Origin of the sequence: Cyanobium sp. N5-Cardenillas, from assembly GCF_024345515.1 — a bacterium.
Classification (GTDB): domain Bacteria; phylum Cyanobacteriota; class Cyanobacteriia; order PCC-6307; family Cyanobiaceae; genus Cyanobium.
This window is the reverse complement of the sequence record NZ_JAGQBG010000030.1, coordinates 1-18,322: the sequence shown is the minus strand read 5'-3', so window position 1 is coordinate 18,322 and position 18,322 is coordinate 1. Positions and strand designations below refer to the sequence as shown.

23 protein-coding genes and 2 pseudogenes are annotated in these 18,322 nt (G+C 69.9%); 9 read left to right on the top strand and 16 right to left on the bottom strand.

Annotation, left to right across the window (positions count from 1 at the left end; genetic code table 11):
• A pseudogene (locus KBZ04_RS04220) lies at positions 1–306 on the bottom strand (aspartate aminotransferase family protein); the annotation flags it as partial.
• 65 nt (positions 307–371) lie between these two features.
• Between KBZ04_RS04220 and KBZ04_RS04215 the strand changes: the two are divergent.
• Entirely contained in the window at positions 372–878 is a 507-nt protein-coding gene (locus tag KBZ04_RS04215) for a nucleoside deaminase (protein ID WP_254990662.1), read from the top strand.
• Here the strand turns inward: KBZ04_RS04215 and KBZ04_RS04210 are convergent.
• The gene (locus KBZ04_RS04210) at positions 839–2,035 is read right to left on the bottom strand and encodes a pyridoxal-phosphate-dependent aminotransferase family protein (protein ID WP_254990661.1); all 1,197 of its coding nucleotides are present in this window, start codon (positions 2,033–2,035) and stop codon (positions 839–841) included. The two genes, KBZ04_RS04215 and KBZ04_RS04210, sit on opposite strands and share 40 nt — an antisense overlap.
• A 46-nt stretch (positions 2,036–2,081) precedes the next feature.
• Positions 2,082–2,600, bottom strand: a complete 519-nt coding sequence (locus KBZ04_RS04205; RefSeq protein ID WP_254990660.1) for an allophycocyanin subunit beta — start codon at positions 2,598–2,600, stop codon at positions 2,082–2,084.
• 163 nt (positions 2,601–2,763) lie between these two features.
• Between KBZ04_RS04205 and KBZ04_RS04200 the strand changes: the two genes are divergently transcribed.
• Positions 2,764–4,077 (top strand): glutamine synthetase family protein, encoded by a 1,314-nt coding sequence (locus KBZ04_RS04200; RefSeq protein ID WP_254990659.1) that lies wholly within the window; start codon positions 2,764–2,766, stop codon positions 4,075–4,077.
• Position 4,078: 1 nt separating this feature from the next.
• Here the strand turns inward: KBZ04_RS04200 and KBZ04_RS04195 are convergent, their stop codons facing one another.
• Complete coding sequence (locus KBZ04_RS04195) at positions 4,079–4,348, bottom strand: hypothetical protein (RefSeq protein WP_254990658.1); 270 nt, start codon at positions 4,346–4,348, stop codon at positions 4,079–4,081.
• A gap of 65 nt (positions 4,349–4,413) precedes the next feature.
• Here KBZ04_RS04195 and KBZ04_RS04190 point away from each other — a divergent pair, with 65 nt between their 5' ends.
• Positions 4,414–4,749 (top strand): DUF6439 family protein, encoded by a 336-nt coding sequence (locus KBZ04_RS04190; protein WP_315860054.1) that lies wholly within the window; start codon positions 4,414–4,416, stop codon positions 4,747–4,749.
• Here KBZ04_RS04190 and KBZ04_RS04185 read toward each other — a convergent pair.
• Complete coding sequence (locus KBZ04_RS04185; RefSeq protein ID WP_254990657.1) at positions 4,715–5,140, bottom strand: ATP-binding protein; 426 nt, start codon at positions 5,138–5,140, stop codon at positions 4,715–4,717. The genes KBZ04_RS04190 and KBZ04_RS04185 overlap by 35 nt on opposite strands.
• A gap of 32 nt (positions 5,141–5,172) precedes the next feature.
• The gene (locus KBZ04_RS04180; protein WP_254990656.1) at positions 5,173–5,919 is read right to left on the bottom strand and encodes a GUN4 domain-containing protein; all 747 of its coding nucleotides are present in this window, start codon (positions 5,917–5,919) and stop codon (positions 5,173–5,175) included.
• A 118-nt stretch (positions 5,920–6,037) separates the two neighbouring features.
• On the opposite strand from KBZ04_RS04180, the gene psb28 reads away from it, so the two are divergent.
• Genes psb28 through KBZ04_RS04165 form a run of 3 tightly spaced genes read left to right on the top strand, consistent with a single transcriptional unit; the run spans position 6,038 to position 8,486 of the window.
• Positions 6,038–6,412 (top strand): photosystem II reaction center protein Psb28, encoded by a 375-nt coding sequence (psb28, locus tag KBZ04_RS04175; protein ID WP_254990655.1) that lies wholly within the window; start codon positions 6,038–6,040, stop codon positions 6,410–6,412.
• Positions 6,409–7,482 carry an AI-2E family transporter gene (locus tag KBZ04_RS04170; protein ID WP_254990653.1) on the top strand — a complete coding sequence of 358 codons (1,074 nt, stop codon included), beginning with the start codon at positions 6,409–6,411 and terminating at the stop codon, positions 7,480–7,482. The genes psb28 and KBZ04_RS04170 overlap by 4 nt, the downstream gene beginning before the upstream one ends.
• A complete protein-coding gene (locus KBZ04_RS04165; RefSeq protein WP_254990652.1) occupies positions 7,479–8,486 on the top strand; it encodes an AI-2E family transporter in 1,008 nt (335 codons plus the stop codon). The genes KBZ04_RS04170 and KBZ04_RS04165 overlap by 4 nt, the downstream gene beginning before the upstream one ends.
• Before the next feature lie 27 nt (positions 8,487–8,513).
• On the opposite strand, the gene KBZ04_RS04160 is transcribed toward KBZ04_RS04165, so the two are convergent.
• The 7 genes from KBZ04_RS04160 to rsmA form a co-directional block, all read right to left on the bottom strand.
• Positions 8,514–8,693, bottom strand: coding sequence for a hypothetical protein (locus KBZ04_RS04160; protein WP_315860053.1), 180 nt, complete (start codon positions 8,691–8,693; stop codon positions 8,514–8,516).
• 41 nt (positions 8,694–8,734) lie between these two features.
• Positions 8,735–9,688 carry a protein translocase subunit SecF gene (gene secF / locus KBZ04_RS04155; RefSeq protein ID WP_254990649.1) on the bottom strand — a complete coding sequence of 318 codons (954 nt, stop codon included), beginning with the start codon at positions 9,686–9,688 and terminating at the stop codon, positions 8,735–8,737.
• A 9-nt stretch (positions 9,689–9,697) separates the two neighbouring features.
• A complete protein-coding gene (gene secD, locus KBZ04_RS04150; protein ID WP_254990648.1) occupies positions 9,698–11,224 on the bottom strand; it encodes a protein translocase subunit SecD in 1,527 nt (508 codons plus the stop codon).
• A 1-nt stretch (position 11,225) separates the two neighbouring features.
• Positions 11,226–12,209 (bottom strand): pyruvate dehydrogenase complex E1 component subunit beta, encoded by a 984-nt coding sequence (locus tag KBZ04_RS04145; RefSeq protein ID WP_254990647.1) that lies wholly within the window; start codon positions 12,207–12,209, stop codon positions 11,226–11,228.
• A gap of 155 nt (positions 12,210–12,364) precedes the next feature.
• Positions 12,365–12,667 (bottom strand): DUF3082 domain-containing protein, encoded by a 303-nt coding sequence (locus KBZ04_RS04140; protein WP_254990646.1) that lies wholly within the window; start codon positions 12,665–12,667, stop codon positions 12,365–12,367.
• Positions 12,664–13,614 carry a 4-(cytidine 5'-diphospho)-2-C-methyl-D-erythritol kinase gene (ispE, locus tag KBZ04_RS04135; RefSeq protein WP_254990664.1) on the bottom strand — a complete coding sequence of 317 codons (951 nt, stop codon included), beginning with the start codon at positions 13,612–13,614 and terminating at the stop codon, positions 12,664–12,666. The genes KBZ04_RS04140 and ispE overlap by 4 nt, the downstream gene beginning before the upstream one ends.
• Positions 13,615–13,619: 5 nt before the next feature.
• A complete protein-coding gene (gene rsmA / locus KBZ04_RS04130) occupies positions 13,620–14,465 on the bottom strand; it encodes a 16S rRNA (adenine(1518)-N(6)/adenine(1519)-N(6))-dimethyltransferase RsmA (RefSeq protein WP_254990644.1) in 846 nt (281 codons plus the stop codon).
• A 77-nt stretch (positions 14,466–14,542) separates the two neighbouring features.
• On the opposite strand from rsmA, the gene KBZ04_RS04125 reads away from it, so the two are divergent.
• Positions 14,543–14,854 (top strand): hypothetical protein, encoded by a 312-nt coding sequence (locus KBZ04_RS04125; RefSeq protein ID WP_254990642.1) that lies wholly within the window; start codon positions 14,543–14,545, stop codon positions 14,852–14,854.
• A 25-nt stretch (positions 14,855–14,879) separates the two neighbouring features.
• Here the strand turns inward: KBZ04_RS04125 and KBZ04_RS04120 are convergent, their stop codons facing one another.
• The 3 genes from KBZ04_RS04120 to KBZ04_RS04110 all read right to left on the bottom strand — a co-directional run bounded on the left by KBZ04_RS04120 (position 14,880) and on the right by KBZ04_RS04110 (position 17,469).
• Entirely contained in the window at positions 14,880–15,245 is a 366-nt protein-coding gene (locus KBZ04_RS04120; RefSeq protein ID WP_254990640.1) for a YraN family protein, read from the bottom strand.
• A 77-nt stretch (positions 15,246–15,322) separates the two neighbouring features.
• Positions 15,323–15,817, bottom strand: a complete 495-nt coding sequence (locus KBZ04_RS04115; protein ID WP_254990639.1) for a DUF2721 domain-containing protein — start codon at positions 15,815–15,817, stop codon at positions 15,323–15,325.
• 14 nt (positions 15,818–15,831) lie between these two features.
• Positions 15,832–17,469 (bottom strand): putative bifunctional diguanylate cyclase/phosphodiesterase, encoded by a 1,638-nt coding sequence (locus KBZ04_RS04110; RefSeq protein WP_254990638.1) that lies wholly within the window; start codon positions 17,467–17,469, stop codon positions 15,832–15,834.
• Between the two features lie 138 nt (positions 17,470–17,607).
• Here KBZ04_RS04110 and KBZ04_RS04105 point away from each other — a divergent pair, with 138 nt between their 5' ends.
• Both KBZ04_RS04105 and KBZ04_RS04100 read left to right on the top strand, forming a co-directional pair.
• A complete protein-coding gene (locus tag KBZ04_RS04105; protein ID WP_315860050.1) occupies positions 17,608–18,111 on the top strand; it encodes a pentapeptide repeat-containing protein in 504 nt (167 codons plus the stop codon).
• A gap of 10 nt (positions 18,112–18,121) precedes the next feature.
• Positions 18,122–18,322 (top strand): annotated as a pseudogene (locus KBZ04_RS04100) (hypothetical protein); the annotation flags it as partial.

Genomic DNA, 18,322 nt, shown 5'->3' with positions numbered 1-18,322 from the left:
GGGGGGCGGATCGAGGTGCGCCAGGGCGCCGGGGTGGTTGGGGTTGTAGGCCCCTTCCATCACCAGCAGCAGGTCGGCCAGGAGCCTGTCGCTTCCCAGTCCCGCCGGCTCCGGTTCCACCGCCGGCAGCACACTCAGCCCGGGAAGGGGGGTGCCGTGGCCGGCCTGGCCCAGCCAGCGGCAGAGCAGTCCGGACGCCTGCTGCAGGACCTCTTCCAGGGCCGGGTCCGGCGCAAAAGGATCGGCAAAGGCGCCGAAGTGCGGAGGGGACGGCGCTGGCCGGTGGGCGGGGGGGACGCTGGCCAACGGCGACTGTGGGGGCTACGGCATTCTGGCGCCTGCCCTGGCGGAGGGATGGCTAGAAGGAAAGGATGGTGAGTGACGCCGTCAGCCTGCTGTGGATGGACCGGCTCCTGCGGCTTTCCGGGGCGGCCGGGGACCGGGGGGAGATCCCCGTGGCGGCCGCCTTACTGGATGAAGCCGGCCGCTGCGTGGGGTGGGGCAGCAATCACCGCCACCGACGGGCGGATCCCCTGGGCCATGCCGAACTGCTGGCCCTGCGGCGGGCCGCCGCGGCGAGGGGCGACTGGCGCTTCAACGGCTGCACCCTGCTGGTGACCCTCGAGCCCTGTCCGATGTGCGCCGGTGCCCTGATCCAGGCGCGGGTGGGCACCGTGATCTATGCCGCCGCCGATCCCAAGCGTGGTGCCCTTGGCGGCAGCCTCGACCTCTCCAGCCACCCCAGCGCCCACCACCACATGGCGGTGCGGGGCGGTGTGCGGGGCGAGCTGGCCGGCCAGCAACTGGAGGAGTGGTTCCGTCAGAAGCGTCTGGCCCGTCAGGCGATGGCGGCGGCCACAGCGGCAGGGGACGCCTGAAAGGCGGGCAGCTCGCTCGCGAAGATGGCGAGCAGGCGGTCGACGTTCTCGGGGGTGCTGTTGTAGCCCATCAGGCCGATGCGCCACACCTTGCCGGCCAGATCCCCCAGCCCACCGCCCACCTCGATGCCGAAGCCGTCGAGCAGGTGGCGGCTGAAGGCCTTGCCGTCGACCCCCTCGGGGATGCGGACGGTGGTGAGGGTGGGCAGGCGCAGGGGCTCGCTGACATGAAGTTCGAGGCCCAGCCGCTCCAGGCCGGCCCAGAGGCGCTCGGCATTGCTGCGGTGGCGCGCCCAGGCGGCCTCCAGCCCTTCTTCGGCCAGAAGCCGCAGGGCTTCCCGCATGCCGAAGTTCATGTTCACCGGCGCGGTGTGGTGGTACACGCGGTCGCTGCCCCAGTACTGCTTGAGCAGGGAGACATCGAGATACCAGTTGGGCACCTTGCCGGAGCGGGAGGCCAGCTTGGCCTCGGCCCGCGGACCCATCGTGAAGGGACCCAGGCCGGGGGGGCAGCTGAGCCCCTTCTGGCTGCAGCTGTAGGCCAGGTCCACCTGCCAGGCATCGATGTGGAGAGGCACCGCCCCAAGCGAGGTGACGGTGTCGAGCAGCAGCAGGCAGTCATGCTGCCGGCAGAGGGCGCCGATGCCGTCCATCGGCTGGCACACACCGGTGGAGGTTTCGGCGTGGACCATCGCCAGGATGGCGGGTCTGTGGGTGATCAGGGCGGCTTCGAGTTCGGCCAGATCGAAGGCCTCTCCCCAGGGCCGCTCGATCGTGACGACGTCGGCCCGGTAGCGGCCGGCCATGTCGACGAGGCGCTGGCCGAAGTAGCCCATCACGGCCACCAGCACCTTGTCGCCGGGCTCGATGGTGTTGGCCAGGGTGGCTTCCATGGCGGCACTGCCGGTGCCGCTCATCGGGATGGTGAGCCGGTTGTCGGTCTGCCAGGCGTAGCGGAGCAGCTCCTGCACCTCACCCATCAGCTCGATGTAGAGCGGATCGAGGTGCCCGATCGGCATCCGGGCCAGGGCCTGCAGCACCGTGGGGTGGGCGTTGGAAGGGCCAGGACCGAGCAGCAGCCGCTCCGGGGTGGCGATGGGATCCAGAGCGAGCCTGTGGGTGCTGCTGACGGTGGGAGGCACTGGGGGAAGAGGCAAGACCTGGCGGAGCGGCAGAAGTGAGCTGAGACTAGGGAACGGCCGTTCAGCGGGCGCGGACGTTGCTGGAGGCAAGGCCGCGGCAGAGGTGCTCGAAGGGGGCCCGCACGAGGCCGGTGTCCACCAGGCCGGCATCGGCCAGCATCTCGGCGATCACCTCACCGAGCAGGGCGATGCTGCGGACGGTCGGTCCGGTGGGAACACCCAGGCTCTTGTAGGTGTCATCGAGGCCGTTGAGAACGCGCTCGTCGAGGATGGTGAAATCGTCGGCCACCAGGGCATAGCTGGCGTAGCGCAGGAAATAATCCATGTCGCGCAGGCAGGCCGACAGGCGCCTGGTGGTGTAGGCGTTGCCACCGGGGAGGAGCAGTTCGGGATCCTCGAGCCAGAGGCGCTGGGCCGCCTCGCGCACGATGACGGCCGCTTCCCGATTGATCAGCTCGACGGCGGCGAGTCGCAACTCCGCCTGGCCGTAATAGGCATCGATCCGATCGATCGCGGAACGATCGAAATAGCGGCCCAGCTGGTCGTAGCGACCGATCAGACCGGTGATGGCATCTCGCATGGACGAAACGGATCGACGCACCTGCAGCGGAAGGTAGCACTCGCAATCCGCCAGATTCCTGTCCTGCGGCTGGTTCTGGGGAATCTGACAGAAACGGTTACGCGGCCACCAACCCGACCGGGGGGCACCATCGTGGCGGCAGCCTTCCCATCCGCCCACCGCCATGGCCACCTCCGCCCAGGACGTCCTGCGCCGCCTCGGGGAGGACGGCATCGAGCGCATCGACATCAAGGTGAGTGACCTGCAGGGGCGCTGGCATGGGTTCGGCCTGGAGGCCCACCAGTTCGGCGACGGGGCCTTTCAGCTGGGCCTTGGCCTCGACAGCCTTGGCCTCGGCAGCCTTGGCAGCGGTCTGGTCCTGCATCCGGACCCCGGCACCGCCTGGATCGACCCCTTCCTTTCCCCCCGAACCCTGAGCCTGGTGGCGTCGTTTGAGGCGCCGGCGGCGGCGGCGGCGAACCTTCGCCACTGCCCCCGCTCCCTGGCCGGCCGCGCCCTGGCCCTGCTGGCCGGCAGCGGTCTGGCCGATGCGGCCCGCTTCGGCTTCACGCAGGACTTTTTCCTGTTCAGCGAGCTGGCCTGGCACGGCGATGCCCAGGGTTGTGGCTGCCGGGTCGTCAACGGCACGGACGCCCCGGAGGCGCTCCGCAACGAGCTGCTGCTCACCCTGGCGGCCCTGGGCCTGCGGGCCCGCCTGAGCCAGCCAGCAGCGATGGGGTCCCTGCAGCAGCTGACCCTGGGAAGCGCCGATCCACTGCGGGCCGCCGATGCCCTGATGGTCAGCCGCTACGTGCTGCGTCACGTCGCCCGGCGCCACGGCTGGAGCGCCACCGTGCTGCCGAGTCCCACGCCTGAGCCCATCAGCGCCGGCCTGGCGGTGCACCAGAGCCTCTGGAGGGCCGGCCAGCCCCTGTTCAGCGGCGAAGGCACCTACGGCGACCTGTCCCAGACCGCCCGTTGGTACCTGGGTGGGCTGCTGCGCCATGGCGCCTCCCTGGCCGCCTTCACCAACCCCGGCATCAACAGCTACCGACGGCTGCGCAGCGGCCCCGAAGCCCCGACCCGCCTGACCTACGCCAGGAACGACCCCTCGACGGTGGTCGCCGTTCCCGACAGCGGCAGCGACCCCGACAAGCGGCGGCTAGTGCTGCGGCAGGCTGACGGTCTGGCCAATCCCTATCTGGCCCTGGCGGCCATGCTGATGGCCGGGCTCGATGGCGTGCGCCGCCAGAGCGACCCCGGATCCCCCAGCGATCTGGCACCCGCCGCCGGTGCCGCCCCGTCCCATGGCGCCGGTCTGCCCACCGACCTCGGCGGATCCCTGGCGGCCCTCGCCGCCGACCATGACTACCTCCTCGCCGGTGGCGTGTTCAGCCAGGAGTTGCTCGACGACTGGATCGCTCTCAAACGCCTGGAGCTGGAGGCGCTGGAGCAACGGCCCCATCCCCTTGAGTTCGCCAGCGACCCGATGGTCTGACTCAGGGACGCAGCAGCCAGGCCAGCAGCAGCCCCAGTCCCCCCCAGCGCAGGGCTGTCCAGAACCGTTCGCCGTGCCGGCTGCTGGGCAGCAGGGCGTCGGGGAGGGGATCCAGCAGCCGCTGGGCCAGCTCGAGCTTCTGCCGCCGACGCCGCAGGGTGACGCCCGTGGGGGCCACCGCCCCCGGACGGCCGGCAAGGCTCAGCACCGCCGCCAGGTGGTGCAGCAGTCCGGGTGGCGGGGAGCGACGGGGGCGCTGGGGGAGACTCATGCTGACGCGTTCGACAGGGCGGGACCTGGAACGACAGGATGGGACCACTGCGCTTCGATCGTCCAGTGGCAGCCACCAGCGTTCCAGCCGAAACGGCGTCTCCGTCCGAGGCTTCGATCCCGTCGCACCGGACGTGGCCGCCGGAGGCCCTGCCCCTGGCCGAACGCCTGCATCGCCAGCTCAGCATCGGCGATCGCGACTGGCATGCCCTCAAGCACCAGCGCTCCCGCCGGGCGGCCGAACAGGTGGCGGCCGCCCTGGTGCAGCTTCTGGCCGCCGATCAACCGGCCGCCGGTGCGGCCAGCGAAGGTCGGCGCAGCGCCATCGCTTTGCTGGAGAACGCCCAGGCCTGGCTGCGGGCCAAGATCAGCGATCCGGGCTGTCCGGCCCACGGTCGCTGACCACCGCCCGCCGTGCCGCCAGCTGCAGCCGGTTGCCCCGGCCGCTCCAGCGCACGTCATCGAAGCAGTGATGAATCAGAAACAGGCCCCGGCCGGAGGGGGCGTCCTGCTGGCAGGGAAGGGCACTGCGGCGGGCATGGGGCGGCAGCCCGGGGCCCTCGTCCTGCACCTGCCAGACCACCCAGCGGGGGGTGACGATGCGGCGGACCCTCAGGCATTTGTCGGGATCACAGCCATTGCCGTGACGCACGGCATTGACCAGAGCCTCCTGCAGACCGAGCTGCAGCTCCGCCTGGCGAAGCGCGCAGCCAATGGGTTCGAGCAGCAACTCCACCAGCGGGGCCAGCTGCAGGGTGGAGGGGGTGATGTAGTCGGCCCAGCGGAGCTGCATGCAGCAGGAATTCCAGTTCGCCTCACCGGAACCTAACGCGCGCGCCCGACCGGCGCCTCCCCCAGGCGGGCCTGTATGGCGGGATGTTGCAGAACCGCGTCCATGAACCGCACGCCCCGCAGCTGGTTGATCAGGGGCATGTGGCCCTCCGGCGCCTCCAGCGACCACTGGAAGGAGCCCGGGTAGCGGGTCCAGGTGCCGTCGCTCTTCCAGCCGAGCCGGGGCCAGAGCCGATCCCACTGCCCCTGACACACCTGCAGCAGGCGGGCCTGGACCGAGAAGCCGAAACGCCCCTGGGAGTAGCTGCACCAGAGACGGTCGAGGCTGGTCAGGTCGGTGGCTGGCATCGCCGCCACCTCGCTGTAATAGACGTAGCCGCGCAGTACGGCCGCCTCCCCGGCCAGCTGGCGCAGGTGCTCGCTGGTGAGGCGATCGGCCGCTTCGAAGGCCTGCCGCATCAGATGCCGTTGCAGCGGCGCGTAGTCGAGGCCGGCGACGCTGGCGACGGCAAGCCAGCCGTCGGGGTGGCGCGCCAGCCACCCCTGCTGCAGGGCCGTGTCCCCCGACGCCAGCAGCAGCTGGATCAGATGCCCGGCGGCCCAGTCGTCGCCGGTGGCATCGAGCCGGTCGAGCCGGTCCGGGATCCGATCCAGCAGGTCGGAGCCGGCCTGCACGAGGGGGCCCAGGAGGCTGCGGCGCTGACGGACCGAGCCTGCCAGGAAGCGCTCCAGCAGCTGTTCGGCATCGACGGTGCTGGAAACCGGTGGACCGGAGAGCATGGGCAGACGACCAGCCGAAGAGGCAGCATGGTGGAATCCACTATGTCAGGGCCGCTGGGCACGGCCGCAGGGGGATCCGGGACAGGGTCTGCCTAAAGTCCCCTTTTCTGCGAGTGCCATGGCCGCCGCCATTCAGTTCTTCCGCGGGGTGGACGAGACGGTCGTGCCCGACATCCGTCTGACAAGGTCACGGGATGGCCGCACCGGCCAGGCCACCTTCGTGTTCGAGGAGCCCGAGGCCCTGGCCCCCCAGGCCGTGGGCGACATCACCGGCATGTTCATGCTCGATGAGGAGGGCGAGATGGTCACCCGGGAGGTGAAGGCCCGCTTCGTCAACGGCAAGGCCAGCGCCCTGGAAGCCACCTACACCTGGAAGAGCACCGCCGACTTCGAGCGCTTCATGCGCTTCGCCCAGCGCTACGCCGACGGCCATGGCCTGGGGTTTGCCGGCCAGGGTGACGAGCCGGCCGAGGAGGGCCAGGAGGAGGCTTGAAGTTCGGCCAGTGGCTGGGCCTGATCGCCCTGCTGGCGGCACTGCTGCTGCTGTGGAGCTTGCGTGACGCCCTGATCCTTCTGTTCGCCGCCGTGGTGCTCGCCATGGCCCTGTGCACTCTGGTGGGCGCCATCCGGGAGCGCCTCGGCGTGGCCAGGCCCATCGCCCTGCTGCTGGCCCTGCTGGCGGTGACGCTGGTGGTGCTGCTGGTGGCCACGGTCGTGATCCCCCCCTTCATCGCCGAGTTCCGCGAGCTGGTGCAGCAGGTGCCGCGGGCCTGGGCCGAGCTGCTGAAGCTGGTGCGCCACGCCCTTGAGGGGGCGTCACAGATGGTGTACGGCCGCAGGGACGGCAACCTGGACTGGCTCAAATCCACCCTCTCGATCCCCGCCACCCTGCCCCCCGATCTGCTGGGCCGGCTCGGCGGTGGGGCGCTCGGCCTGGTGGGCGTGGCCGGCAATCTCGGCGCCGGTCTGCTCCAGACCCTGTTCGTGGTGGCGGTGTCCCTGATGGTCGCCGCCCAACCCACCGGCTACCGGGAGGTCCTGCTGCTGCTGGCGCCCTCCTTCTACCGGCGCCGCCTGCGTCAGGTGCTGGTGGCCTGCGGCACAGCCCTCAGCAGCTGGATGGTGGGGGTGCTGATCAGCTCGGTCTGTGTGGGCCTGCTGGCGGCCATCGGCCTGTCCGTGCTGGGGGTGAAGCTGGTGGCGGCCAATGCCCTGCTGGCCGGCCTGCTCAACATCATTCCCAACGTGGGGCCGACGCTCAGCACCATCTTCCCGATGTCAGTGGCCCTGCTGGACGCCCCCTGGAAAGCCGTGGCCGTCCTGGTGGTTTACGTGGTCATCCAGAACTTGGAGAGCTACGTCATCACCCCCTCGGTGATGCACCACCAGCTCCAGCTGCTGCCCGGCCTCACCCTCACCGCCCAGCTTCTGTTCACCCTGCTGTTCGGCCCCCTCGGCCTGCTGCTCGCCCTGCCCCTGGCGGTGTGTCTGCAGGTGCTGCTGCGGGATCTGCTGATCCATGACATCCTCGATCCCTGGAAGCGGGAACGCCAGCGGACATGAAGGCACGCACCCTGCTCGGGGCCCTGGCCCTGGTGGCGCTGTTCCTGCTGCTCTGGGAGCTGCGCTGGGTGCTGCTGATCCTCTTCGGCGCCGTGGTGCTGGCGGTGGCCCTCGATGTGCCCACCTCCCTGCTGCGGCGGCTCACCCGTCTGAACCGGGGGGCGGCCCTGTCGCTGGTGCTGCTGGTGCTGGTCGTGATCGGCTGGCTCCTGGGCAATCTGCTGCTGCCGGAGCTGATCGACCAGATCCGCCAGTTCAGCCAGCTGGTCCCCGAGCTGGTCCAGCGCCTCGGCGACGTGGTGCCCAAGACCCCCCTGCTGCGCGACCTGGAACGGCAGCTGGACGATGGCACTCTCTGGGATCGCCTCCAGCCCCTGGGTAGCCAGCTGCTCGGCGTGGCCGGTGGCGCCGCCAACAGCACCATCCAGTTGCTTCTGATGCTGCTGCTGGCGATCCTGATGGCGCTCGATCCGGTCAGCCATCAGCGCCTTGTGATCGCCGCCACACCCCGCTTCTACCGGCGGCGCATGGAACAGTTGCTGGGGGAATGCCGCGAGGCCCTCGGTGGCTGGCTGGCGGGCATGACCATCTCGGGCACGGTGGTGTTCGTCACCACCTGGGCGGGCCTGGCGCTGCTGCGGGTGCCGCTGGCCCTGCTGAGCGGCCTGGTCTGCGGTCTGCTCACCTTTGTGCCCACCATCGGACCCACGGCCGCCACCCTGCTGCCGTTGGCCGTCGCCCTGCTGATCTCACCGGCGAAGGTGGTCCAGGTGCTGGTGCTGCGCCTGCTGCTGCAGAACGGCGAGGCGTTCCTGCTCACCCCCCTGCTGCTGAGCCGCACCGTCAACCTGCTGCCCACCGTCGCCCTGATGGCCCAGCTGAGTCTTGGAGCCTTGCTGGGATTGCCCGGGCTGCTTCTGGCCCTGCCCCTGGTGGTGGTGCTGCAGGTGGCCTGCGAAGAGGTGCTCGTGCGGGACGTGATGGACCGCTGGGATCTGACCTGATCGCGGCGTTCGATCAGCCCGATCCCCTCAGCCGCGATAGCGGCGGTAGTGATACCAGAGGGACGGCTGGCTGAGCAGCACCGCCACGGCCAGCAGATGGGAGCGCACGGCGGCCGTGAGGGACGTCAGGGTGAGATGGTCCCAGAGCAGCATCAACTCAACCCGCAGGTCGATCAGGGCCAGCACGAGCAGGACCACGGGGAGCATGGGCCAGCCACCCCGGGGCCCCTCGACACGGTCGGGACCTCTCATCGTTTGGAGAGCACAGGCAGCAGGGTGGGAGCCACTCCGATGCTTGACCAGCTGCCGACGGCGATGCCCACGGTGAGAGCCACGGCGAACCAGAACAGGGTGCTGCCGCCGAAGAAGATCAGGGCCACCAGGGGCAGCAGCGTGGTGAACGAGGTGTAGAGCGAGCGGGTGAGCGTGGCATCCACGGCCACGTCCACCTGATCCACGAGGGAAAGTTCGCCCAGGGTGCGGCGCTGCTCGCGGATCCGGTCGTAGACCACCACCGTGTCGTTGACCGAATAGCCGGCGATCGTGATCAGGGAAACGGCAAACAGGGAATCCACTTCGATGCCCTGGAGAAGGCCCAGCCAGGCGAACAGGCCACAGGTGATCAGCACGTCATGGGCCAGACAGAGCAGGGCCAGGGCCGCGAAGATGCCGCTGTAGCTGAAGGAGATGTACACCGAGATCCCCACGAAGCTGACCAGCAGGGAGATGAGGCTGCCCCGCAGCAGGCGCGAGCCGAGGGTGGGGCCGATCGTGTTCACCGACGTGCCGCTCTTGAGCAGCGGTCCGAACTTGCTGGCCAGGTCATCGACCAGCGCCGTGCTCTGTTCGGCCTCGAGGGCCGGCAGGCGCAGCAGCAGGGAACGGCCACCATCCAGGACCTGAACAGAGGCACTGCCCAGATTGGGGGCGCGATCGCCTTCGGCGGAGGGCAGGTTGAGGCTGCCCAGACCCTGGCGGATCTCGGCGGCGGTGATCGCCGTGCAGGGGGCACAGTCCCGCTCCACCTGCACCTGGGTGCCGCCGGTGAAATCGAGGCCGGGGCGCAGGGGCGCATGGATCGACGGATTCAGCCAGCAGAGCGCCAGGCCCAGCAGGCTCAGCCCGCAGGCCAGGGCCGATCCCAGCCAGGCCAGGCGCCGGTGGCGGCTGATGCGGAAGCGGGGGGAAGGGGCTGAGGTCATGGCAGTCATTCAGGCCAGACCCGCCTGGGCCGCAGCTGGCTTGGCGGGGGGGAGCTGGCGGGCCGGAAGGAAATAGGTGGGGCGCCGCAGGGCGGGATAGCTCATCAACAGGCGCAGCAGGGTTCGGGTGCAGGTGAGGGCGGTGAACAGGCTCAGCAGCAGACCGATCGCCAGGGTGACGGCGAAGCCCTTGACCAGGCCGGTACCGAGGAAAAACAGGGCCGCGCAGCTGATCAGGCCTGTGGCGTGGCCGTCGAAAATCGAGGAAAAGGCCAGGGAGAAGCCCGTGTCGATCGAACGGATCAGGGTGTTGCCGCCGCGCAGTTCCTCCTTGATGCGCTCGAAGATCAGCACGTTGGCATCCACCGCGATCCCCACCGAGAGGATGAAGCCGGCGATGCCCGGCAGGGTGAGGGTGACGGGGATGAGGGCGTAGATGGCCAGGTTGAACAGGGCATAGAGGCTCAGGGCCACCACCGCCACAATCCCGGGAAGGCGGTACACAACCGCCATGAACACGGCCACCAGGACCAGGCCCGACAGGCCCGCCACCAGGCTGGAGCGGATGTTCTCGGCCCCAAGCGATGGGCCGACCGTGCGCACCTCGACGATCTTCACAGGCAAGGGCAGGGAGCCCCCCCGCAACTGGACCTCCAGGTCGCGGGCCTCTTCGGCGCTGAAGTTGCCCGTGATCGAAGCGGAACCACCGGTGATGCCGGCCACCTTGAATTGCTCGCCGACACTGGCCTCGCTGATCGAGCGGCCATCGAGGACGATACCGAGAACCCGGCCGGTGCCGGCGATCGACTGGGTCAGGGAGGCGAACTTCTCGCCCCCTTCACGATTGAAGCCAAGGGTCACCTCCCAGCCCGTTCCGGTGGCCTGCTGCTGGCGACCGGCGCTGGTGAGGTCCTTGCCGGTGATCAGCGGCGGCCCGTAGAGGCCGAGGATGCGGCGGTTGGTCTCCCGCAGCAACAGCTCGATCTGGTCGACCTCACTGCTCCCGGCTGGAACCTGGATGCCGAGCGAGGTGAGGGCCTTGGTGAGATCCTCGGGGGAAAGGGGCGGTGCTTCCGGCGGGGGGGGTGCCGAGGGGTCATCACTGGATGAAGGGGGGCGCTTGGCCCGCAGCACCGACTCGGCCTGGCGCTTGAGGGCCAGCAGGCCCCGCATCTCCTCCTCGGTGCCAGGCTTCTGGGCGCGGAACTCCAGCAGGGCCGTGCTGCCGAGGACCCGGGCCGCCTGGCTGGGATCCTGCTCGCCGGGAAGCTGCAGCACCAGCTGGTCGTTGCCCACTGCCTGGAGGGTGGATTCGGCCACTCCGAGTCCGTTGATGCGCCGTTCCAGCACGTCCTTGACGGCCTCGAGCTGCTCGGTGTCCACACGGGTGATGGCACCGGCCGGCATCACCTGGAGGGTGAGCTGGCTGCCGCCGCGCAGGTCGAGACCCAGCTGCAGGCCGTAATTGGCGAGCAGGGCGCCGGAGGCGATGGTGAGGGCGAGGATGAGGGCGAACCAGCCCTGTTGGCGTCCCATCTCAGCGTCGGCCCGCCTTCAGATCGAGCGCCGCGGCGACGATCTGGTGCGGCTGGATGATGGTGAGGTTCTCCAGATTGCCGTTGTAGGGCGTGGGGATGTCCTGGGACGACAGCCGCAGGGGCCGGGCATCGAGATCGTCGAAGCAGTGCTCGGTGATCAGGGCGATCAGTTCGGCACCGATGCCGCCCGTTTTCATGCACTCCTCCACCACCACCACCTTGTGGGTCTTGCGGATCGAGCGGGCGATGGTCTCCATGTCAAAGGGCTTGAGGCTGATCAGGTCGATCAACTCCACATCCACACCCTCGGCCTCCAGCTGTTCCACCGCCTTGAGGCAGTGGTGGCGCATGCGCGAGTAGGTGAGGATCGTGACGTCCTTTCCTTCACGAACGACCTCGGCCTGGTCGAGGGCGCAGATGTAGTCGCCTTCGGGGATGTCTTCGCTGAGGTTGTAGAGCAGGACGTGCTCGAAGAAGAGCACGGGATTGTTATCGCGGATGGCGGCCTTCATCAGGCCCTTGGCATTGGTGGGGGTGCTCACCGCCACGATCTTGATGCCGGGCACGGCATGGAAGTAGGCCTCGAGGCGCTGGCTGTGCTCGGCACCGAGCTGCCGGCCGACGCCGCCGGGACCGCGCACCACGGCGGGGATGGTGTAGTTGCCGCCGCTGGTGTAACGCAGCATCCCCATGTTGTTGGAGATCTGGTTGAAGGCCAGCAGCAGAAAGCCCATGTTCATCCCCTCCACGATCGGCCGCAGGCCGGTCATGGCGGCACCGACGGCCATGCCGGTGAAGCTGTTCTCGGCGATGGGGGTGTCCAGCACCCGGAGTTCGCCGTACTTCTCGCAGAGGTCCTTGGTGACCTTGTACGAGCCGCCGTAATGGCCCACGTCCTCCCCCATCACACAGACATGGGGGTCGCGCGCCATCTCCTCGTCGATGGCTTCGCGCAGGGCGTTGAACAGGAGAGTTTCAGCCACGGAGCGGGGGCCTTTGCGCGGCCAACCTATCTCAGCCGCCGGCGGCGAAGGTGCTGAGCAGCAGGACCGACAGGAGCATGCCGGGCAGCAACAGAACCACCAGCAGACCCAGGTCGTGGGGAGTCATGGGGGGGAAGGACGGCGGCAGTGGCAGCTTAGGAAGGCGAGTCCGCTTCAGCCGGCAACAGGCTGCGGATGAACACCAGGAACAACCCCAGGCCGATGAAGGCAAAGGTGAAGGTGGCCAGGAAGCACATCCCCACCATCAGGGTCTTCATCGCCGTGGCGATGCTCTGGGCAAAGGCCGAATCGAAGTGGGGCGGATGGGTCACATACCAGCCCACCACCCGCTGGCTGACGCCCAGGCTCAGCCAGGCCAGCAGGCCACTGGTGAGGGAGCCGGACAGGAAGCTCAGCGGTCCCTTGCGCGGCGGCGGTGTGGGTTGTTCGTCCGTCATGGTGGGGATCCATCCGTCACCAGGCTGACACCGGGCCCGCCGCAACGGCAGCACCAGGAGGCGAAACCGCAGGCGTCAAGCTCCCCCGCCAGGGCGCTCCGGGCCGCCTCGGCTGCGGCCAGGTCGGGGTAGAGGGCGTAGAGGCTCGGCCCGGAACCGCTCATGGCCACGGCCAGGGACTGGGGGCCGCGACGCAGCAGATCGAGGCCCGAGCGGACGCTCTCCACCTCCGGCGCCACCACCGACTGGAGATCGTTGCGCAGGGGTGGCAAGGGGCCGGGGTCCGCCAGGGCGGCCAGCAGGGGGCCGTGGCGCAGGGCCTGGCGCCGCTGCTCGAAGTCCGCCTCGCTCTCCAGGTAGAAGTCGCCACGCAGCTCCCGGCAGCGGCCGTAGGCCCAGGGCGTGGACACGCTGGCCTGCGGGTGCTTGAGCAGCAGCACCGCCCGCTCTGCCACCTGCTGTTGCGGCACGGGCTCCAGCCTCTCCCCACGGCCGAAGCAGAGCTGGGTGCCTCCCTCCAGGCAGAACGGCATGTCGGAACCCAGCTCGGCCGCCAGGGCGTGGAGCCTCTCGGTGCCCAGGCCCAGACCCCAGAGGGCCTCCAGACCCACCAGGGTGGCGGCCCCATCGCTCGAGCCGCCCGCCAGGCCGGCGCCGATGGGGATGCGCTTGTGCAGCGTGATCACCACCCCGAGTTCCGGCAGGCCGACCCGGGAGCGCAGCAGCTCCGCCGCCTTGACGATCAGGTTGGTGCCGTCGGTGGGCAGGTCCGCGTTGTCGCAGCGCAGCCGGATCGTGGCGTCGGCGCTGGCGCGCAGCACCAGGGTGTCGGCCAGGTCGATGCTCTGCATCACCATTGCCAGCTCGTGGTAGCCATCGGGCCGCAGGCCCAGCACCTCGAGGTGCAGGTTGATCTTGGCGGGGGCCCGCACCGTCACATCTGCCATCGGGGTCACGCTCCGCCGGATTCGGCGCTGGTGGAGCGATTCAAGCCGGTGGCGAGCGCGAGCCACTGGGAGGGTGCCAGCTCCTGGGGCCGCTGCTGCAGGTCCACCCCGGCGGCGGCCGCCAGCTCCAGCAGGGCCGGCGCCGGCAGCAGGCCCGCCAGGCTGGTGCGCAGCATCTTGCGCCGTCCGGCGAAGCAGCGCCGCAGCAGACCGTCCACCGCCAGGGCCTGGGCCTGCGGCGGCAGGGACTCCGGTGGAACGGGCTCGATCACGATCACCTCCGAGGTGACCTTCGGCGGTGGCGAGAAGCAGCGGGGCGGCACCGTGCAGACGCTGCTGCAGCGGGCCAGCAGCTGCAGGCGCACGCTGAGGGCCGAAAAGGCACTGGAGCCTGGCCGGGCCCGGATGCGCTGACCCACCTCCTGCTGCACCAGCAGCACCAGCCGCTCGAAGCGACAGGGGGCCGGCCGGCCCAGGCGGCCCACCAGCAGCTCCAGCAACGGGCCGGTGATGTTGTACGGGATGTTGGCGACCACCTTGGTGGGGATGGGCCGTTCGGGGCAGGGCAGGGCCAGTTCGAGCACGTCCCCCTCAATCAGGCTGAAGCGTCCATCGCCGCCGAACCGCTGCCGCAGGCCCACCACCAGGTCCCGGTCGAGCTCCACCGCCAGCAGGGATGCCGCCGGCGAGGCCAGCAACCGTTCGGTCAGGGCGCCCCGCCCCGGGCCCACCTCCAGGACATGGTCGGCAGCGCGCAGGTCGGCGGCGGCCACGATGCGATCAAGGATCTGGGGATCGGTGAGCCAGTGCTGCCCGAAGCGCTTGCGGGCGCGGTGGCCGCTGAAGGTCATGGAGGCGCCGACAGGTCTCCCCAGATTGCAGGGCCGTCAGGCCTGGCTAGAGGTGGAGCAGCGTTCCCCCTTCCGCCATGGCCCCCGGTTTCCAACGCAGCGGTTTCCGCCTGACCGTTGCCCTGCTGGCCGGTTGCCTCGCCCTGCTGGCGGTCCCCGCCAGGGCCGGCAGCGTCACCGCCGAATCGATCTTCGACCGTCAGGCCACCCGCCAGCAGGCCAAGAGCCAGGTGCCCAAGGGCGCCACGATCACCCGCACGGTCTGTGAGGATCTGGAGGTGGGCATGGACAACACCCGCTACCGCTGCACGGTCTTCTACACAACAGCGCCGGCCAGCCCAGCTCCAGCCACAACGGCCCCGGCCGCTCCGGCCACCAGCCAGCCCTGAGCCGGGCTCCCCAGCCCGGATCCACTCAATCGCCCAGCCGGATCCAGCGCACCGGACCCGGCGAGGGCGGCAGCGGCACCAGGGCCGCCACCTGCTCCACCGGCGTCCGCTCCCAGCGGGGGTGGGCCGCCAGCCAGCAGTTCCAGGCCCGCTCCAGCCGCTGGCGCTTGGGACGCCGCAGGGCGGCCATCCCCCCCCCGTCCAAGCGGCCGCTGCGGCGCCCCTTCACCTCCACCAGCAGCAGCCGTCCCGGCTTGTGGAGCACCAGATCCAGCTCCCCCCACCGGCAGCGCCAGTTGCGTGCCAGCAGCTGCCAGCCCTGGAGCCGCAGCAGCCGCAGCACCCGCTGCTCCGCCCAGGCTCCCTGTCGCTGGGCGGGGCTGGGGGGCATGGCGGCAAGCAGCGGCTGCTGCAGGGTTCCCGGCGGCGGTCAAGCCGGCGAGCGGCGCGCCAGGGGGCCGGTGGGGCTCAGTAGTACCGGCGGGGGTTCTGGCTGATGGCCAGCTGCACCTCCAGCAGGAACAGCAGCAGTCCCACGATCATGGCTCCCATGGCCGCCACGAACAGGGGCACCACGATGGCGGTGACATCGAGGGCCGCCACCGCGCTGATGAACAGCACCGCCACCACGGCGGCCACCAGCAGGGCGGTGACGGTGACCGCCAGGATCGCCCGGTTGATCAGGAAGGTGCGGCGCCGCTGCACCGCCAGCACCTGCTCCAGCCGCTCGCCGTCCTCGGGGTCGTGATCCGGCTTGGCCTGGATCTTCGCGAGGGCCTCCTCAATGACCCGGGTGCGGTCGATGATCCGGGCCAGCCGGGAACTGAACAGGCTCAGCAGCCCGGTGACGCCGGTGAACAGGAACACCGGCGCCACCGACAGCTGGATCGCCTTGGAGAGACCGGCCACGGAGCGTCCATCCCCCACATCCACGGACAGAAGCAGGGGTGTTATCCAGTGCATCCTGACGGGACCGCTCAGGCCTCTGGGGTGATCTGGCTCTGGAGCAGGGCCTCCAGTTCCAGATCGGAAAGGGGAGCCGACAGCTGGTAGCCCTGGCCGTGGCGACAACCGAGGGTGAGCAGCATCTGGCGCTGCCGGGAGCGTTCCACCCCCTCCACCACCACCATGATTCCGGTGGCGTCGCTGAGCCGGATCACGGCGCTGAGCATCGCCTGCTGCAGCTGGTCGTAGTCGATCGCGGAGATCAGGCTCCGGTCGATCTTGACTTCACTGAAGGGCAGCTCGGTGAGCCGCTGCAACCCCGAATAGCCAGTGCCGAAATCATCCATGGCCAGTTCGAAGCCCTGGCGCCGGAGGTCCCGCAGCTGGTTGGCGACGTGGTTCGACATCTCCAGGATGCTGCCTTCGGTGAGCTCCAGCACGATGCGTCCGGGGGTCAGCTGGTGGCGTTCCAGGGCCATCAGCAGGTCACTGCTCCAGGTGGGGTCCTGCACCTGCAGCGGCGAGACGTTGACGCAGATCTTGGCCAGCTGCAGGCCGGCCCCATCCCAGCGGTGCAGGGTCTCGAACGCCCGCTCCATCACCCAGCGCCCCAGGGACGAGATCTGGGCCGTGGCCTCGGCCACGTCGATGAAATCGGCGGGGGACTGGCGGCCCAGCACCGGATCATCCCAACGGCAGAGCACCTCGGCGGCGATCACCCGGCCGGATTCCAGCTCAATGATCGGCTGGTAGGCCAGTTCCAGCTGCTCCTGCTCGATCGCCAGGGCCAGGGGACGGGCCAGCAACTCCTGCAACTGGACGGACCGCTCCACCGGCGAGGCGATGCAGCAACTGGGGAACGGCTGGCGATGGGTCTCCTCCAGCGCCCGGGTGGCGGCCTCCAGCAGCACGCCGAATTCGTTGCCGTCGTCCGGGGCGCGGCTGATGCCCACGTTCAGCGAGGGCTCAATGACGTGCTCCAGCACCGTGGTGGGCGCCTCCAGGCTGGCGAGCAGCGCGCCGGCCATGTCCCGCACCGCGTCAATGCCCATCGCGCCCGGCACCAGGGCCAGCAGACGGTCGCCCCCCTGGCGGGAGAAGAAGCCCCCTCCCGGAAGGGCCGCCTCCAGCCGGTGGGCGATCTCCTCGATCAGGGCCTCGCAGGCGGCGATGCCCAGCCGACCACGCACCAGGTCGAGCTGCAGCACCTGGAGATGCAGCAGCACGGCCCCGTCCGCGTAGCGGGCGGACACCAGATCATCCAGGTCAGCCAGGGTCACCCGCTGGTCGAGCAGCTCCAGCAGACACCAGACCCCTTCCGTCCCGCCACTGGGCGGCAGGCGGGTGAGGGACAGGGGAATCGCCCCATCCGCCACCGGGGAGCCGGCCAGTTCGCTGCCCAGGCTGGCCACGGCCCCCTGCAGCAGCGGCGCCACCTCAGCGGCGCAGAGCCCCTGCAGGCCCCGCTGGCGCAACGCCTCCAGATCCAGACCCGAACGCCGGCAGAACGCCCCGTTCGCCGCCACGATCACCCCCTGGTCATCCGCCAAGGCCGCCGGCCGCTCGATTCTCTCCAGCAGGCCCTCGAACGCTTCGGTCCCTGATCGCTGCGAACCCCTGGGTTGGGAGTCCCTGGGTTGCAAGTCCTTGGGTTGGAGGTCCTGGGCCATCCACGGATTCGGAGAGCGAACGGGCCAGAGTTCCAGACCCGCACCACGCTAGTCGCCCTGTCCCCATCGGCACCGCTGTGGGGGCCGCGGAGGGATGCGGAGCCCTTGCCTAGGCTGAACTCCTTCGCTCCATCCCCGATGGCGAGTCCCCTGACCCCGCCCCGATTCCTGGCCCTGCTGCTGCCCCTGCTTCTGGGCGGTCTGCTGTGGCTGGCCGGCCCCCTCCCGGTGGCGGCGGCGATGGACTACGCCAAACAGGTGCTGATCGGGGCCGATTTCCACGGCGCCGACCTGCGCGGCGTCACCTTCAACCTCACCAACCTGCGCGACGCCGATCTCTCGGGGGCCGATCTGCGCGGCGCCAGCCTGTTCGGCGCCAAGCTCCAGGACGCCGACCTCAGCGGCAGCGACCTGCGGGACGCCACCCTGGATTCGGCCGTGTTCGAGGGCACCGACCTGCGCAACGCCCGCCTCGATGACGCCTTCGCCTTCAACACCAAGTTCCGCGGGGTGCGCATCGACGGCGCCGACTTCACCAACGTGCCCCTGCGCGGCGATGCCCTCACCAGCCTCTGCGCCGCCGCCAGCGGCACCAATCCCGTCAGCGGTCGCCTTACCCGCGACACACTGAACTGCAGCTGAGCCCGCCCCGATGAGCTTCGATGCCCGCAGCCGCGAGCGGCTGGAGGCCCTCGGCCGCCAGCTGCCCAGCAAGCTTCCCGCTCCGCCCCCACCCACCCCGACGGCCGGCGAGGCGGCCCCGGGCAGCCGTGCGGTCGACCGCCGCCATCCCGTCGAAACGGAGCAGGATCCCGAGAAGCTGTTCCGCGGGCTGATGGACGTCAGCGCCGAC